The organism is Kiloniella laminariae, assembly GCF_027214005.1.
GTDB classification, from domain to species: Bacteria; Pseudomonadota; Alphaproteobacteria; order Kiloniellales; family Kiloniellaceae; genus Kiloniella; species Kiloniella laminariae_A.
The window spans coordinates 654015-669870 of sequence record NZ_JAPWGY010000003.1 but is presented as its reverse complement, the minus strand read 5'-3'; the positions used below and the strand labels follow the sequence as shown (position 1 = coordinate 669870).

14 protein-coding genes are annotated in these 15856 nt (G+C 52.4%); 9 read left to right on the top strand and 5 right to left on the bottom strand.

The genetic code is table 11. From position 1 onward, the window contains the following. Positions 1-28: 28 nt before the first annotated feature. The 3 genes from gltB to O4H49_RS12165 all read right to left on the bottom strand — a co-directional run bounded on the left by gltB (position 29) and on the right by O4H49_RS12165 (position 7215). Positions 29-4558, bottom strand: a complete 4530-nt coding sequence (gene gltB / locus O4H49_RS12175) for a glutamate synthase large subunit (protein WP_269423692.1) — start codon at positions 4556-4558, stop codon at positions 29-31. Between the two features lie 11 nt (positions 4559-4569). Next, positions 4570-5997, bottom strand: a complete 1428-nt coding sequence (locus O4H49_RS12170) for an NAD(P)-dependent oxidoreductase (protein WP_269423691.1) — start codon at positions 5995-5997, stop codon at positions 4570-4572. Between the two features lie 261 nt (positions 5998-6258). Next, a complete protein-coding gene (locus O4H49_RS12165) occupies positions 6259-7215 on the bottom strand; it encodes a complex I NDUFA9 subunit family protein (RefSeq protein ID WP_269423690.1) in 957 nt (318 codons plus the stop codon). Positions 7216-7445: 230 nt separating this feature from the next. Here O4H49_RS12165 and O4H49_RS12160 point away from each other — a divergent pair, with 230 nt between their 5' ends. The 8 genes from O4H49_RS12160 to ptsN all read left to right on the top strand — a co-directional run bounded on the left by O4H49_RS12160 (position 7446) and on the right by ptsN (position 14452). Continuing rightward, positions 7446-8069, top strand: coding sequence for a ribonuclease D (locus O4H49_RS12160; protein ID WP_269423689.1), 624 nt, complete (start codon positions 7446-7448; stop codon positions 8067-8069). A 175-nt stretch (positions 8070-8244) separates the two neighbouring features. Continuing rightward, positions 8245-9249, top strand: a complete 1005-nt coding sequence (locus O4H49_RS12155) for a KpsF/GutQ family sugar-phosphate isomerase (RefSeq protein ID WP_269423688.1) — start codon at positions 8245-8247, stop codon at positions 9247-9249. Positions 9250-9255: 6 nt separating this feature from the next. Further along, a complete protein-coding gene (gene lptC / locus O4H49_RS12150; protein WP_269423687.1) occupies positions 9256-9969 on the top strand; it encodes an LPS export ABC transporter periplasmic protein LptC in 714 nt (237 codons plus the stop codon). Then, positions 9966-10793, top strand: a complete 828-nt coding sequence (locus O4H49_RS12145) for an LptA/OstA family protein (RefSeq protein ID WP_269423686.1) — start codon at positions 9966-9968, stop codon at positions 10791-10793. The genes lptC and O4H49_RS12145 overlap by 4 nt, the downstream gene beginning before the upstream one ends. Before the next feature lie 49 nt (positions 10794-10842). After that, a complete protein-coding gene (gene lptB, locus O4H49_RS12140; RefSeq protein ID WP_269423685.1) occupies positions 10843-11625 on the top strand; it encodes an LPS export ABC transporter ATP-binding protein in 783 nt (260 codons plus the stop codon). 10 nt (positions 11626-11635) lie between these two features. After that, positions 11636-13165, top strand: coding sequence for an RNA polymerase factor sigma-54 (rpoN, locus tag O4H49_RS12135; protein ID WP_269423684.1), 1530 nt, complete (start codon positions 11636-11638; stop codon positions 13163-13165). Positions 13166-13371: 206 nt separating this feature from the next. Continuing rightward, positions 13372-13965, top strand: coding sequence for a ribosome hibernation-promoting factor, HPF/YfiA family (gene hpf / locus O4H49_RS12130; RefSeq protein WP_269423683.1), 594 nt, complete (start codon positions 13372-13374; stop codon positions 13963-13965). 22 nt (positions 13966-13987) lie between these two features. Then, on the top strand, positions 13988-14452 hold the full coding sequence (gene ptsN, locus O4H49_RS12125) for a PTS IIA-like nitrogen regulatory protein PtsN (RefSeq protein WP_269423682.1): 465 nt from the start codon (positions 13988-13990) through the stop codon (positions 14450-14452). A 114-nt stretch (positions 14453-14566) separates the two neighbouring features. Here ptsN and O4H49_RS12120 read toward each other — a convergent pair whose 3' ends face one another. Both O4H49_RS12120 and O4H49_RS12115 read right to left on the bottom strand, forming a co-directional pair. Then, positions 14567-14785: a DUF1150 family protein gene (locus O4H49_RS12120; RefSeq protein ID WP_020590780.1), complete on the bottom strand. Its 219-nt coding sequence runs from the start codon at positions 14783-14785 to the stop codon at positions 14567-14569. Between the two features lie 112 nt (positions 14786-14897). Continuing rightward, complete coding sequence (locus O4H49_RS12115; RefSeq protein ID WP_269423681.1) at positions 14898-15344, bottom strand: Hsp20 family protein; 447 nt, start codon at positions 15342-15344, stop codon at positions 14898-14900. Between the two features lie 293 nt (positions 15345-15637). On the opposite strand from O4H49_RS12115, the gene O4H49_RS12110 reads away from it, so the two are divergent. Beyond that, positions 15638-15847 (top strand): hypothetical protein, encoded by a 210-nt coding sequence (locus tag O4H49_RS12110; RefSeq protein WP_269423680.1) that lies wholly within the window; start codon positions 15638-15640, stop codon positions 15845-15847. The last annotated feature ends 9 nt before the right edge of the window (positions 15848-15856 follow it).

Here is a 15856-nt window from a genome sequence, read left to right as displayed (position 1 = left end):
CCATACCTTATTTCCATAATCGCTTATATCAGGCCGTCTTCAGCTCGGTTTCGACAGAGGCAGGATGCGCCAGTCGTGCCAGCATTTCCTTTGGGATAACCTGCCAGAAATCTCCCTTTATTCTCTGCCAGTCGTTCAACAGCTGTTCCGTATAAATCGACCCTGTCTCATGCTGATGTTCTCGCATCAGGCCTAAAAGAACACCCTCCCAGTGTTCGGTCTCGACCTGTTGATAGATCACCGTATCGCTGTTGATCCGCTTTGGCAGTAACCGGTTGGGATCATAGACGAAGGCCATTCCGCCGGACATGCCCGCCGCAAAGTTCAGGCCGACATCACCGAGAATAACCGCGGTTCCGCCAGTCATGTACTCACACCCGTTAGAACCACAGCCCTCGACCACTACATCGGCACCAGAATTCCGGACCGCGAAGCGTTCGCCCGCCTGCCCGGCAGCAAGCAACTTGCCTGCAGTCGCCCCATAGAGAACGGTGTTGCCGATAATCGTGTTGTGCTGGGTCTGCAACTTGCTCGAGGCCAGAGGGCGCACCACAATCGTGCCTCCGGAAAGTCCCTTGCCAACATAGTCATTGGCGTCGCCAAAAACTTCCAGCTTCATCCCCTGAACCGCAAAGGCGCCAAGCGACTGCCCGGCAGAACCACGCATCCGTACTGTAATATGATCGGGCTGCAGCCCTTTCATACCAAAACGTCGGGTAATCATGGACGCCAGTCTTGTGCCGACCGCCCGGTGCGTATTGCGGACATTATAGAGCAGCTGCATTTTCTCGCCGACATCAAAAAATGGCTTGGCATCTTCAATGATCTGGGCATCGAGAGAATCCGGCACGGAGTTACGTTCAACAGCAGTACAGTACCGTTCGGAATCACCAGCATCTGCAAGAGCAAGAAGCGGGTTGAGATCCAGATCATCAAGATGCGGCGCGCCACGGCTCACCTGTTTAAGCAAGTCAGTGCGACCGATAATCTCGTTCAGGGTCTTGAAGCCAAGTGACGCCAGAATCTCACGAACCTCTTCGGCAATGAAGCTGAACAGATTGACCACCTTTTCCGGTGTCCCGGCAAAACGGGCCCGCAGATCGTCATCCTGGGTACAAACGCCAACCGGGCAGGTATTGGAATGGCACTGGCGCACCATGATGCAGCCCATGGCAACCAGGGATGCCGTACCAACACCATATTCCTCAGCTCCGAGCAGGGCAGCAATCACAATATCCCTGCCGGTTTTCAGACCTCCGTCAGTCCGCAGCGTAATTTTGTTCCGCAACCCGTTCAAAGTCAGGACCTGATGCACCTCACTCAGTCCGATCTCCCAGGGAATCCCGGCAAACTTGACGGATGTTTGCGGAGAAGCCCCTGTCCCCCCCACATTGCCGGAAATAAGGATGACATCGGCCTTGGCCTTGGCCACACCGGCTGCAATGGTCCCGATACCGGAGCGGGCAACAAGCTTGACGCAAACCTTGGCATCCGGATTGATCTGTTTCAGATCATAGATCAGCTGCGCCAGATCCTCGATCGAATAGATATCATGATGCGGCGGCGGGGAAATCAGAGTGACCCCCGGTGTGGCATGGCGCAAACGGGCGATAAGCTCGGTTACCTTGAAACCGGGCAGCTGCCCGCCTTCACCCGGTTTGGCACCCTGAGCCACCTTGATCTCGATTTCCCGACACTTGTTGAGGTATTCGGCTGTCACACCAAAACGGCCCGAGGCCACCTGTTTGATTGCAGAGTTCTCGTTATCACCATTGGCTTTGGGAACATAACGCTCGGGCACCTCGCCCCCTTCCCCGGAATCAGACTTCGCTCCGATCCGGTTCATCGCAATGTTCAGGGTCCCGTGTGCTTCGGGGCTCAACGCCCCCAGCGACATTGCCGGTGTGATAAAGCGTTTGCGGATCGACGTAATGGATTCAGTATCTTCCACATCCAGACCGCCCTTGGCATCGCGCTTGAAATCAAGCAGGTCGCGCAAATTGATTGGCGGGCGTTCCTGCAATCCCTTGGTATATTTTTTAAACAGGGAATAGGAACCGTTTGTCACGGCTGTTTGCATGGTATGGATCAACTGACCTTCCCAGGCGTGGAGTTCCTGACCGGCACGGTAGCGATAAAATCCACCGACAGGCAAGGCGGACGCATCGGCGCCCCAGGCCTTGTTGTGCAGCTCTAGCGCCTTCTCTTCCAGACCGCTCATTCCGATCCCGGAAATCCGGCTTGGCATACCGGGGAAGAACTCATCGACCAGCGTGCGGGAAAGCCCAAGGGCCTCAAAGTTATACCCGCCACGATAAGACGAGATAACCGAAATCCCCATTTTACCCATAATCTTGAGCAGGCCTTCATCCACGGCGATGGTATAGCGCTTCATACAGTCATCAAAGCTCAGGTCGCCAAACAGGCCACGGCGATGCCGGTCCGCGATGGCTTCTTCCGCCAGATAGGCATTAACCGTTGTCGCCCCGACGCCGATCAAAACGGCAAAATAGTGGACATCAAGACATTCTGCACTTCGAACATTGATTGAACAGAAAGAGCGCAGTTTCTGAGCGACCAAATGCGTGTGCACGGCTCCTGTTGCCAGGATCATCGGGATCGCAATCCGTTCGGAACTCTGGGTTTCGTCGGTGAGAATTACATGCTCAAACCCTTCACGGACAAACTCTTCAGCCTCCCGGCGGATACGGCGCAAGGCATTGCGCAGGTTGCCCGGCTTGCCGTTGGCATCGAAAGTACAGTCGACCACGCCAACGCTACGCCCCATATGTTTCGAAAGGGCAACAAATTCGGAATTGGTCAGAACCGGGGAATCAAGCTGCAGGATTGTCACCTGCCCCTCTTCTTCGTCCAGCACGTTCCCCAGATTGCCAAGGCGGGTAATCAGGGACATCACCTGTTTTTCCCGCAAACTGTCAATTGGCGGGTTGGTCACCTGGCTGAAGTTCTGGCGGAAGAAGTGGTGCATCGGACGAACGTTGTCAGAAAGAACCGCCAGCGGCGTATCATCGCCCATAGATCCAACAGCTTCCTTGGCCAGCTCGACCATGGGGTGCAGGATCAACTCCATATCCTCAATCGTCAAACCGAACGCCAGCTGGCGACGGCGCAGCTCTTCCCGATTGAGCGGCTTCTGGCTGTATTTATGAATCTTGACCAGATCCTCGATTACCATGATGTTTTTCAGCCAGTCGCCAAAAGGCTGTTGAGCCGCCAAACGGTCCTTGATCTCGTGATCCTTGTAGAGACGACCTTCCTTGAAATTCACCGCAATCATCTGTCCCGGGCCAAGGCGGCCTTTTTCGATGATCCGGCTGATATCAATGTGCACCATACCTGTTTCAGATCCGGCGAAGAGCAGACCATCATTGGTAATGGCATAGCGCAGGGGCCGCAGACCATTTCTGTCAGTTCCCGCCAGTGCCCAGGGGCCCGAGAAGGCACAGATCGCCGCAGGCCCATCCCAGGGCTCCATCACTGCGTTGCAATAGGCATAGAGTTCCTTGTGGTGTTGCGGCACCGCATCATTCTTGCTCCAGGCTTCCGGCACCAAAAGGGTTTTGGCCATCGGCAGGCTACGGTCAGAGCGGATCATCAGTTCAAACACAGCATCCAGTGCAGCTGAATCAGAACTACCGGGACGGATAACCGGCTTCAGATCCTCGACGTGAGAACCAAACTTCGGATGATCGATCCGGCACTCATGCGATTTCATCCAGTTCACGTTGCCCCGCAGGGTGTTGATTTCCCCGTTGTGCGCAATCACCCGGAAAGGCTGGGCCAGATGCCAGGTCGGGAAGGTGTTGGTCGAAAAACGCTGGTGAAAGATCGCAAAGCTGGACACAAACCGCTCGTCCAGCAGGTCTGGGTAAAAATCCGAGAGATTCTCGGCCAGAACCATGCCTTTATAGATAATTGACCGACAGCTCAGCGAACAGATGTAAAAATCTTTGATCGAATCACGCTCGGCTGCAGCTTCGATCCGACGACGGATAATATAGAGATCGGTTTCAAAGCGCTCGTCATCAACCCCGGCAGAATTGGCAATCATGATCTGCTCGATCTCGGGCCGGTTCAAACCTGCTTTTTCCCCGCAAATTGAGGTATTGACCGGAACCTGTCGCCAACCATAGATCGAGTAACCAAAATTCAGAATTTCACGCTCGACGATAACGCGACAGCGTTCCTGAGAGGCAAAGTCAGTACGCGGCAGGAACACCATCCCGATCGCCAGCTGCCCTTGCTTTGCTTTGTGGCCAATACGTTCAATATGTTCGCGAAAGAAGTCCTGGGGAATCTCTACATGGATTCCACAACCGTCGCCGGTCTTGCCGTCTGCATCAACTGCACCGCGATGCCAAACCGCCTTCAGGGCATCGATACCCGCTTCAACCACAGAACGTCGGGGCGTGCCATCAATGGCGGCCACAAGACCAACACCACAGGAAGAATGTTCATCTTCCGGGTTATAAAGGCCGTTTTTCTCGTAATGTGCTGCCAGTTGTTCCCACTGGGCAATCGGATCATTCTTTTCCATGGGCTCTCTCCTTAAGCAGCAGCTGTATTTTTGTTTTTTATAAAAGCATGCATCTGTTCAGCTGCATCACGGGCATCCTTGATTGCCCAGACAACCAGCGAAGCTCCCCGTACGATATCACCGGCGGCAAAAACCCCGTCGAGCGCTGTCATCATGGTTGCATCATCAACCTGTAGCGTCCCGTAGCGGCTCACTTCCAGATCCTTTTCATCAAAGAGCTTTGGCAGATTTTCTGGCTCAAAACCAAGAGCCTTGATCACAAGATCGGCTGGAATGGCTTCCCGGGAGTCAGGAACAATCTGTGGCACCTGACGGCCTGAGGCATCAGCGATACCCAGATGAACTTTAGAGGCCAGTACTTCACGTACAACTTCATCGCCGACAAAAGCTTCCGGGGCAGAGAGCCAGACAAATTCCACGCCCTCTTCTTCTGCATTCTGCACTTCACGTTCAGACCCGGGCATGTTGTTCTTATCGCGACGGTAAAGACATTTTACCGACTTTGCCCCCTGACGAACAGCCGTACGCACACAATCCATTGCAGTGTCACCCCCGCCGATCACCACGACATTTTTGCCTTTGGCGTTCAGCTCATCACTCATGTGATCAGAAGCTATGCCCAGATCCTTCCGGTTAGCCTCGGTAAGGTAATAGAGCGCGGGCAAAATATTGCGCAGTTCACTGCCTGGCAAACTCAGATCCCGTGCCTGATAGACACCTGTTGCGATCAGTACGGCATCATGCTTGTTTCTGATATCGGCAAAAGAGACTTTACCGCCAATATCCTGGCCCAGATGAAAGTGTATGCCCGACTGCTCCAACAGATCTACCCTGCGCTCGACCACGCTCTTTTCCAGTTTGAACCCGGGAATCCCATAGACCAGCAGACCACCTGCACGATCATAACGGTCATAAACGTGCACCTGGTATCCTTTGCGGCGCAGCTGTTCTGCTGCGGCCAGCCCACCAGGCCCCGCCCCTATGATTGCGACAGACTCGGCAAGCTCATGTTGCGGCCTGGCCGGTTTGACCCAACCTTTTTCCCATGCTGTGTCTGTTATATATTTCTCGACCGAGCCAATCGTCACTGTGCCATGGCCAGATTGCTGAATGACACACTTCCCTTCACACAGGCGATCCTGCGGACAGATACGACCACAGATTTCCGGGAAATTATTGGTCGCCTGTGACAACTCATAAGCCTCTTCCAGACGATCATTGGCTGTCAGCATCAACCAGTCGGGAATGTTATTTGAAAGGGGGCAGTGAATTTGACAAAAAGGCACGCCACATTGTGAACAGCGACTGGCCTGAGTCTGTGCTGCAGCCGGGGTAAAGGCATCATAGATTTCACGAAAATCCTCACGCCGCTGCTTTACAGCGCGCTTTTCAGGCATTTCCCGCCCCTGCCGGACGAATTGCAGCATTTTGTCAGACATGTATCTCTCCCGCAGCGGGCGCAAGTCTCCATACCGTAGCTTGCAAAGGGCTTTACGCCTCTTGATACCCGATTCTTTAAATGAATAGCTTTGACCGATAGTCAATATAGGTAACCACATTTGACCTATATGTCAATCACATCCAGAATTTCTCGGGAAACCACCATTAAACATGGCGTTTAAAAATTATTTTAGTTCCGATTTGAGACTTTTATTTATATTTTATTTCATAGAGTTATTTAACATTAAATTATGTCGATACTAATTTTTCCTACCACCATCGCGATAACGGGAAAGATAGTCAGACAAGATCAAATGCGGATCCACCGGCTTTACACCCAGATCCTCAAGATGTTTTGCCTGATCAGATACGACATTATCTTTCTCAAGCATCTTCAACTGATCCAGCGTCAGAGGCGGGTTAGGCAAAACCGTCATAAAAACCGACATCACTCTTGCCAGCCAGAAAGGCAAACCAACCAGAAGCCGGTTTAATCTGACTTCCCGAAGTAACAGCTCAAGGCACTCCCGGAATGTCATGACCCTCGGACCGCCCAACTCATAGATCTCTCCTGAATATTTATCAGGATGCAGAACAATCTTTCGGATAGCCTCTGCCACATCGCCAACATAAACTGGCTGAAACCAGGTATTCCCACCTCCGACGAGAGGCAAAAACGGACTGACTTGCGCCATCCTGGCAAAGCGGTTGAAAAAATCATCTTCGGGACCAAAAACAATACTGGGCCGGATAATCACAGCAGACGGAAAGGCCGCCCGTGCCGCCACCTCCCCCTCTGCCTTGCTCCGCCCGTATCTGGAAGGGGAATTCAAATCAGCCCCAATAGCGGACATCTGGATCAAGGTCCTGGCTCCGGCCTTCTGCGCCGCCGCCGCAACCGTGCCGGGCACCCTGGCCTGGAGCAGATCAAAACGTTGCTTCCCTTGCTCCAGAAGAATTCCAATCAGATTGATCACCACGGAACTGTCCTGAACAATCCGTGCAACCGATGCCGGGTCAGACACATCGACAGCAAGCGGCACAACCTGCCCGACATCTCCACAGGCTTTCAGAAAAGCCGCTTTCTGCGGGTCCCGAACAGCAACCCTGATCCGCCATCCATCCCGTGCCAGCAGGGCGACGACGTAACGCCCAACAAAACCCGATCCGCCAAATACCGTTACAACCTGCTCTTCTCTTCGCTTCAGTTTTTGCATCTTCACCCTGCCGTTGTGCTGACTGTTCTAGGCGGCTGCCCCTCCCGACAGGCATACTATACAGCATTGGGCTGGCTTTTTCCTAACAAGCCGCAGTAACATGGCAACAAGACGGATGTTCACTTGACAGAATCATCCCGCCAGAGAGAATGCAGCCCATATTTGTAATCGAGACCGACGCGAAACAGGCATCAACAGTCCTGTGCCACACGGCAACCCGGGAGAGACACGTGAGCGAAGTAACTATCCATCTGCATCAGACAGACCTGCCAGACGGCGTAGACTTTGGAGGCTCCGTTGCTGTTGACTCAGAGACGATGGGTCTCAATTTATCACGGGATCGCCTGTGCCTGGTTCAACTCTCCGCCGGAGACGGTGTTTGCCATCTCGTCCAGTTCAAAGACGGTAATTATGACGCCCCCAATCTCCGCGCACTTTTTACGAACAGGGACGTCACCAAGATCTTTCATTTTGCCCGCTTTGATCTTGCCGCAATCGAACGCTATCTGGGCGTAACCTGTAATCCGGTCTATTGCACCAAAATCGCCTCAAAGCTCATTCGAACCTATACGGACCGCCACGGCCTCAAGGAACTCTGCCGCGAGCTTCTTGGTGTCGATATCTCCAAACAGCAACAATCATCAGATTGGGGCTCACCTGACCTCTCTCAGGATCAGCTCAACTACGCTGCTTCTGACGTCTTGTATCTCCACAAAATGGTCGAGATCCTCGATCAGAGACTGGCGCGCGAGGGACGACTGGAAATGGCCCGAGCCTGTTTTGAATTTCTCCCCTGGCGCGCCAAACTCGATCTTGCCGGATGGCCCGAGAGCGATATCTTTGCTCACGCGTAAAGCCCATTTCTTGCTGGGACAATTTCACGCAGGTTGGTGCCTTTATATGGTCATCATTTAACGGCATTTTCTCGGCGAGGCAGTTTTACTTGCTGATGTTTTCCGTGTTACCAATGGTCCAGACATGGACCCAACCACCGCTTCCTATGGAACGCCTGAGTAGCAAGTATAGAAAATGGTCAATAGAGTTCGCGATATCGAGCCAGAGATGCCACGACAAAAGCCTGGCAGTTCACAAGCCCTGGTCTCGGCCAGGCGCGTTCTTGAACTGGAGGCCACAGCCTTGCACACTTTAAGCCAGGGACTGGATGACAGCTTCACGAAAGCAATCGAAATCCTGATGGCTGTGACGGGTCGTGTAATCATTACCGGCATGGGGAAAAGCGGACACATCGCCCGGAAAATTGCAGCCACGCTGGCTTCGACAGGCACACCCGCTTCCTTTGTTCATCCCGGCGAGGCCAGCCACGGGGATCTCGGCATGATCACCCGCAGTGATGCCGTACTAGCGATGTCCAATTCCGGCAACACTGCTGAACTGGGTGATCTGATCACTTATACACGCCGATATGGAATTCCGTTGATTGCCATGACTGGCCGCAAAGTTTCTGCCCTCGCAGAAGCTGCGGATGTCGCCCTGATCTTGCCGAACCTGCCCGAGGCCTGCCCCCATGGGCTTGCCCCTACCACCTCGACAACCATGTCTCTCGCGCTGGGGGATGCCCTTGCGGTAGCCCTGCTGGAACAAAAAGATTTCAAGGCACAGGACTTCAAGGTCTTTCATCCCGGCGGAGCCCTCGGGACAAAGCTGCTCAAGGTATCCGATCTGATGCATGGCGAGGACCTGCCGCTCTGTCCCGGCCACACCCCCATGTCAGAGACCATCCTGATCATGACTCAAAAGGCTTTCGGCTGTATTGGTGTTACCGATGCCACGGGCCATCTGAAAGGGATCGTAACCGATGGGGATCTGCGTCGGCATATGGACGCTGACATTCTTGCAATGACAGCCGAAGACGTGATGACAGCGTCTCCCAAGACCACCCGCCCCAGCGCACTCGCCGCAGAGGCATTGGGCCAGATGAACGAAAGCTCCATCACCAGCCTTTTTGTCACTGATAATCAGCGGCCAGTTGGAATCATTCACATCCACGACTGTCTTCGCGCCGGAATTGCTTGAGGCAAAATGGAAAAGATGCCCGCAAAAACGCCCACAAAAAAACAGGTGTCGACCGCGACTGCCCCCGTAGTCGCGACGCCCCTCGAAGCCGTGAAGCCGCCCAGTTTTTCCGGGAAGAACGGGTACAGTGTCTTTGTCAGCATCGCCAAAGTCGCACTCCCTTTTTTCGCCGTCATCCTGATTCTGCTGGTTATCGTCTGGCCACAGCTTGAGGAACAGGTGATTGCAGAAGGCACAGCGATTGGCAAAAGTATTCTTGGCGATACGCCCGATACGCTCAGCGCACTCAACCCTAAATACCTTGGCCTTGATGACCAGGAACAACCCTACACAATTATCGCTGATCTGGCGGAACAGTCACGGGAGCGGGAAAATGAAATTCTCCTCACGTTACCCAAGGCCGACATTTCGTTACATGACGGCAGCTGGATCGCGCTTTCTGCCCGTTCCGGGATCTACGACAAAGACGCAAAATACCTCACCCTTGATGGAAACGTGAATATTTTTCAGGATCAGGGCTTTGAAATCATGACACAAGAAGCCATGATCGATGTGAATGCAGGCTCAGCCTACGGGCAAAGTGAAGTCAATGGACACGGACCAGCTGGCACAGTCGTATCCGAGGGTTTTGTCATCACAGACCGTGGACAACGTATTACTTTCACCGGAAAGAGCCAACTGGTCATTCTTCCCGACGCACAGGAGACGTTAAAAAAATGAGGCGCTTAACATCGGCCATTCTTCCGGTCACAGCCGCAATCGCGTTCTTCCTGACACTTGCGTCGCACACACCATCCCTGGGCCAGGGATTGACCGAAGGCCTGGGGCAAGGCAAAGAGCCTCTTGAAATCAATGCCGACGAAGGTATTGAATGGCGACGTGACAAGAAACAGTACGTTGCCAGTGGCAACGCCCGGGCAGCTCAGGGCGAGCTGGAGGTTCGTGGCGACCAACTGATTGCTCATTACCGTGAAGGCGCAGAAGGTGGAACCGAAATTTACCGGGTCGATGCGGTTGGTAACGTTCAGATCATCTCTCCTGGCGAAACTGCTTATGGTGACAATGGCGTTTATGACATAGACCAGCAGGTCATGGTCCTCACAGGTAAAGACCTGCGCATGATCAGTGGGGCCGACACCATTACGGCCAGGGACAGCTTGGAATACTGGGAAGCCAAGCAGCTCGCCGTTGCCCGCGGCAATGCCGTAGCCATCCGAGAAGACAAAAGAGTTCACGGCAACATTCTGACAGCCCACTTTGTTAAAAATGCCCAGGAAAAACTGGAAATCGAGCGCATTGACGCCTTTGGGGATGTACGGGTTGCAACCAAGTCAGAGTACGCGACCGGCGACAAAGGCATCTATTATGTCAAGAAGGAGTTGGCGAACCTTATCGGGAATGTCAAGATAACCCAGGGGGAAAACCAGATGAACGGGGACCAGGCCGAATTCAATCTTGCAACAGGTGTCAGCAAACTGACCAGCGCAGGCGGGAAACCCGTGACAGGTCTCATCCTTCCCTCCAGTAAAAAGAAGAAACCCTGATAGCTTAAAGATATTTACGCGGCACCACTTTTAACGGCAAAAAAAATTAATGACTGAGAAGCACCCCGATACCGCGAACCAGGAAAGCAAACCAACCTTGATTGCTGACAATCAGGGGCTCATGGCAACAAACCTTGGGAAAAGCTTCAAGAAACGCCCGGTCCTCAGAGCTGTGACCATGCGGGTCCAGCGCGGCGAGATCGTTGGCCTTCTCGGCCCCAACGGGGCTGGGAAAACCACCAGCTTTTATATCATCACCGGGCTACTGGCCCCGGATTCCGGCTGGGTCACCCTGGACAACCAGGACATTACAGACCTGCCCATGTATCGGCGGGCCCGGATGGGTATCGGCTACCTTCCCCAGGAAGCCTCGATCTTCAGGGGATTGACCGTTGAACAGAACATCCGTGGTGTACTGGAAGTTGTCGAGCCGGTTCGCAGTAAACGTGAAGCCAAACTCGAAAGCCTGATGGCCGAATTTTCCATCACCCACCTGCGCAAAACACCTGCCATTGCCCTCTCGGGCGGCGAACGACGTCGCGTTGAGATTGCCCGTGCGCTGGCATCTGACCCCAGCTTTATTCTGCTTGATGAACCTTTGGCCGGGATTGATCCCATTGCGGTTGGCGACATTCGCGATCTGGTCATGCACCTCAAGGATCGGGGAATCGGGGTCCTCATTACAGATCATAATGTACGGGAAACATTGGATATTGTAGATCGGGCCTATATCATTCACGATGGTATGGTGCTGATGGAAGGCACTCCTGGCGAGATCGTCAATAACGACGATGTACGTCGCGTTTACTTAGGTGAAAGGTTTAGCCTCTAAAGGTTAACCTATGGCGGTATCTCAAAGACTTGAACTGAGGCAAAGTCAAAGCCTCGTCATGACCCCGCAACTGCAGCAGGCCATCAAATTACTGCAGCTGTCGAATATAGAGTTGGCTGAATATGTTCAGCGGGAACTGGAACAGAACCCGCTTTTAGACAGGGATGACGGCACGGGTAACGCCGAGAGGCAGGAACGCGAAACCGGCGACCTTCATGCTGCCGCAGAAGCCTCTTCCGGCAACGACAGCAACTCCCCCGACTCGCTTGAGCTCGGAAACGCGGAAACCCTGCCGGATAGTAACCAGACTCCCCTCGACACCGATTTTGACAGCTACTACGACAGCAGCCCTGACAACCAATGGAATGAAGACAGCACCGCTTTCTCCAGCTGGGGCCCAGGCGGCAATACCCGATTTGATGACGAGTCCTTTTCGCTTGAAAATCGCCTGGAAGAAACCGTCACACTAAGCGCCCATCTTCGCGAGCAGCTGGTGATGGAAATTGATGACCCGACAAAACGGATCATCGGGTTGCACCTGATTGATCACCTTGATGAATCCGGCTATATGAAAGCGGATCTTGGCGAGCTCGCCGAACAGCTCGGGTGCCAAATCGAGTTGATCGAAAGTGTTTTGCAAACACTACAGACTTTTGACCCCTCAGGAATCTGTGCCCGGGATCTCGCAGAATGTCTTGCGATCCAGCTCCGGGAAAAAAACCGGCTTGATCCAGTCATCCAGGCCTTGCTCGACAATCTGGATCTTCTGGCAAAAAGGGACCTCGCCGGCTTGCGCAAGGTCTGTCATGTCGACGACGAAGACATAACCGATATGATCGCCGAAATCCGGGCCTTAAACCCGCGACCAGCCGCTTCCTTTGACACCGGTGATGTGGAGTCAGTCATCCCCGAAGTCATCGTCAGGCCCGATCGGGCCGGGGGCTGGCATGTAGAACTTAATACCGACGCCCTGCCAAAGGTCCTGATCAACAATCACTATTATAACAATGTATCTCAGCTCGCCCGGACCAAAGAGGAAAAAACCTATATTTCCGAACAGATCCAGTCCGCAAACTGGCTGGTAAAGGCTCTGCACCAGCGCGCCACCACGGTGATGAAGGTTGCATCGGAAATTGTCCGGCAACAGGAGAAATTTCTGCAAAAGGGTGTCCAGTCTCTCAGACCCTTGACCCTCAAGGATATTGCAGAAGTTATCGAGATGCATGAATCAACTGTGAGCCGGGTGACGTCGAACAAGTATATGGTCACCCCGCGCGGCACTTATGAAATGAAGTACTTTTTCACCTCCTCCATCGGGGGGGATGACGGGAATAATCATTCTTCCGAAGCCGTCCGCGACAGAATCAAGAACCTGATTGATCAGGAAGACAGCAAGAAAATCCTGTCTGACGATGCTCTCGTGACCAGGCTGAAACAGGAAGGGATCGACATTGCCCGGAGGACTGTGGCCAAATATCGTGAAGCCCTCGGGATTTCATCATCCGTACAAAGACGTCGAGAAAAATCACTCTCTTTATAATTTAGATGTAACAAAGTCTCCCCAGCGCCAAAGACTGTGATATACTACATTGGTCGTTTACGAAAACGGGAGGGAAAATATGGTTCTACCTACTGTCCTTGACTCCAATAGACGACGACACTATGGTGCCGCCCCAGATAGCGGGGCATGAATGGCACGGATTGTCATTACACAAAACCCCTTAACAATTCAGAGAATATGTTCACATGCAGCTTTCCGTTAAAGGCAAGCAGCTCGACGTCGGCGACGCGCTGCGCACACATATCGAAGAAAACCTTTCCTCAACACTGGATAAATATTTTGGTGACGCGATAGATGTGAATGTCACCCTATCCAAAAATGCCTATCTCTACCGGGCAACAATTGTTGCCCATGTTGGCAAAAATATTCGCCTCGAAGCCAATGGAGAGGCTGGCGAACCTTATCCAGCATTTGATCTGGCTGCAGAACGCCTGTCAAAACGCCTGCGTCGTCATAAGCGGAAGCTCCGTGATGATCACGCAGAAGGCGGTAAGGAAGCAACCCATGCCCAGCACTATATTCTTTCTGGCGAGCATGATGAAGACCAAGACGACGCTGTTGATGCCGTGAACAACGACGACAACAGCCCCTTGATTGTGGCAGAGATGCCAACAGAAATCCCGACTTTGACAGCAGGTCTCGCCGTGATGCGGATGGACCTGGAAGATCTGCCCGCGATGATGTTCCGCAACAGCAAACACGGGGGTCTGAACATGATCTACCGTCGCTCTGACGGAAACATTGGCTGGGTAGATCCAACAAAAAGTCAGGGAAATTAACAGTTAAAGACCTGATTGTACTATGGAAATAACCGACCTTATCGGCCCTAATGCTGTGGCCGCCGGCTTGCGTGCCAACAGCAAGAAGCAAGTGCTTCAGGAAATGGCAAAACGTGCCTCGGAAATTACCGGACAGGAAGAACGTGATATTTTTGATGTTCTGATTGAAAGGGAGAAACTTGGCACGACAGGTATCGGGCAAGGAATCGCAATTCCCCATGGGAAGCTGCCAAATCTTGACCGACTTTATGGTTTCTTTGTCAAGCTGGAGCGTCCAGTAGACTTTGATTCCATAGACGAACAGCCTGTGGATCTCATTTGTCTTCTCCTCGCACCAGAAACCGCCGGAGCAGACCATCTCAAGGCCTTGGCCAGGGTATCACGACTCTTGAGAGATTCTGCAACTTGCGAAAAACTTCGGGGTACAGAAAGCGATGATGGCATCTATGCGCTCTTGAGTGCTACTGCAACAAGTCACGCTGCCTGATAAGGGTACAAACTGAAAAAGGCTCCCGAAAGGGGGCCTTTTTTATTTCTATCACCAGATCAAAACTTCGTATCTGCACGAGCAAAACAATGCTCTTGCCTGAAAGATCAAGGTCTAATGAACACTCAAAGGCTCCAGGTCCTGCTGACGTACGGCAGCAAAGGCGACGTCCCGATTGGTAACGACTGTTATTTCTGTGCCATCAGCGGCAAAAATACCAAAGCAAGCCTCTCCATCCACATCAACAGCCTTGACATAAGCCACGGCTTCCAGCCCCAGGGCTGTCATGTCCTGTTCAGTCATAATTTCTGAAATCACTTGCTTTACCATCATACTTCTTTCTGCCTGCTACAGGGTGTAGCTCAAAGGCAACTGTTATAAAGGTCACCATACTTCGCTAATATTAAGGAAGCATCAACTCGTTTGCTTTTTTAAGGAATGCGTATCAATTTTCTTCAATTATCGTTTTTTTAGGCGCCTTTTGCACGGTCTGAATTGCAATGCTCCTGATTGGGACATCAACAAGCGGCTTTTCCAGATCAATATGCAACAGGCCATTGTCCAAAGTCGCATCCTGAACCTCTATGCCATCTGCCAGAACAAAGGCCCTGCGAAACTGGCGCGCCGCGATTCCGCGATGGAGGTAAATCCGGTCATCATCTGATTTTGCCTTGCCGCGGATGACAAGCTGGTTACTCTCGATTTGCACCTGCATGTCTTCAGGTGCAAATCCCGCAACAGCCAGTGTGATGCGAATTCGATTTTCACCAATCTTTTCTACATTGTACGGGGGATAACCATCAGCAGCAGTTTTCGTAATCATATCAACTGCCTGCTCAAATTGCTCAAACCCGAGCATCAGAGGGCTGTTAAAAAGTGACAAACGCGACATCGTTACCTCCTCGGTAGAGCAAGGCTCAACTCTTTAAAGAACCCCAAAGGGCGGTTCTTGTTTCAATGGCCTGAATCATTCAGCCCCACAACTCTTGTTATATTTGGTGGGAGAACCGCCTTCGGTCAAGTCTACAGGCGTTAAAATTTGCTCCCCTTCCATGAAAGCTTCCGGAAGCACACCCATAGGGTTGAAAAATAAATTTCACACCATCTTTGCGTTTATTTCTTGGTATTTCACCTTCAATTGTGTATACCTATTCAGGCACAACACCACATCTTGTGGACAAATCTGTGGATAAGATGATGAAAACTTTTCATTCCGTCACTTCCAGCCCTTATCTTGCAAGGCCATTACGGACTCTTGAACAAGCACAAGCCGAGCAAAACAAAAACAGTCCCCTGCATCTGGATTCCAGCACGGAAGCTGATCCCGTGTCTGAAAAAGAGAACTTAAAAAAAGACATCCAGAGCTTGCAGCCCAAGAAAAAACTTCAAAATTAAGATCCTCCG

Coding starts and splice junctions, on each gene's coding strand:
- gltB (WP_269423692.1), bottom strand. CDS start 4,558: ATGGAAAAGAATGATCCGATTGCCCAGTGGGAACAACTGGCAGCACAT.
- O4H49_RS12170 (WP_269423691.1), bottom strand. CDS start 5,997: ATGTCTGACAAAATGCTGCAATTCGTCCGGCAGGGGCGGGAAATGCCT.
- O4H49_RS12165 (WP_269423690.1), bottom strand. CDS start 7,215: ATGCAAAAACTGAAGCGAAGAGAAGAGCAGGTTGTAACGGTATTTGGC.
- O4H49_RS12155 (WP_269423688.1), top strand. CDS start 8,245: ATGGTCAATAGAGTTCGCGATATCGAGCCAGAGATGCCACGACAAAAG.
- lptC (WP_269423687.1), top strand. CDS start 9,256: ATGGAAAAGATGCCCGCAAAAACGCCCACAAAAAAACAGGTGTCGACC.
- O4H49_RS12145 (WP_269423686.1), top strand. CDS start 9,966: ATGAGGCGCTTAACATCGGCCATTCTTCCGGTCACAGCCGCAATCGCG.
- lptB (WP_269423685.1), top strand. CDS start 10,843: ATGACTGAGAAGCACCCCGATACCGCGAACCAGGAAAGCAAACCAACC.
- rpoN (WP_269423684.1), top strand. CDS start 11,636: ATGGCGGTATCTCAAAGACTTGAACTGAGGCAAAGTCAAAGCCTCGTC.
- hpf (WP_269423683.1), top strand. CDS start 13,372: ATGCAGCTTTCCGTTAAAGGCAAGCAGCTCGACGTCGGCGACGCGCTG.
- ptsN (WP_269423682.1), top strand. CDS start 13,988: ATGGAAATAACCGACCTTATCGGCCCTAATGCTGTGGCCGCCGGCTTG.
- O4H49_RS12120 (WP_020590780.1), bottom strand. CDS start 14,785: ATGATGGTAAAGCAAGTGATTTCAGAAATTATGACTGAACAGGACATG.
- O4H49_RS12115 (WP_269423681.1), bottom strand. CDS start 15,344: ATGTCGCGTTTGTCACTTTTTAACAGCCCTCTGATGCTCGGGTTTGAG.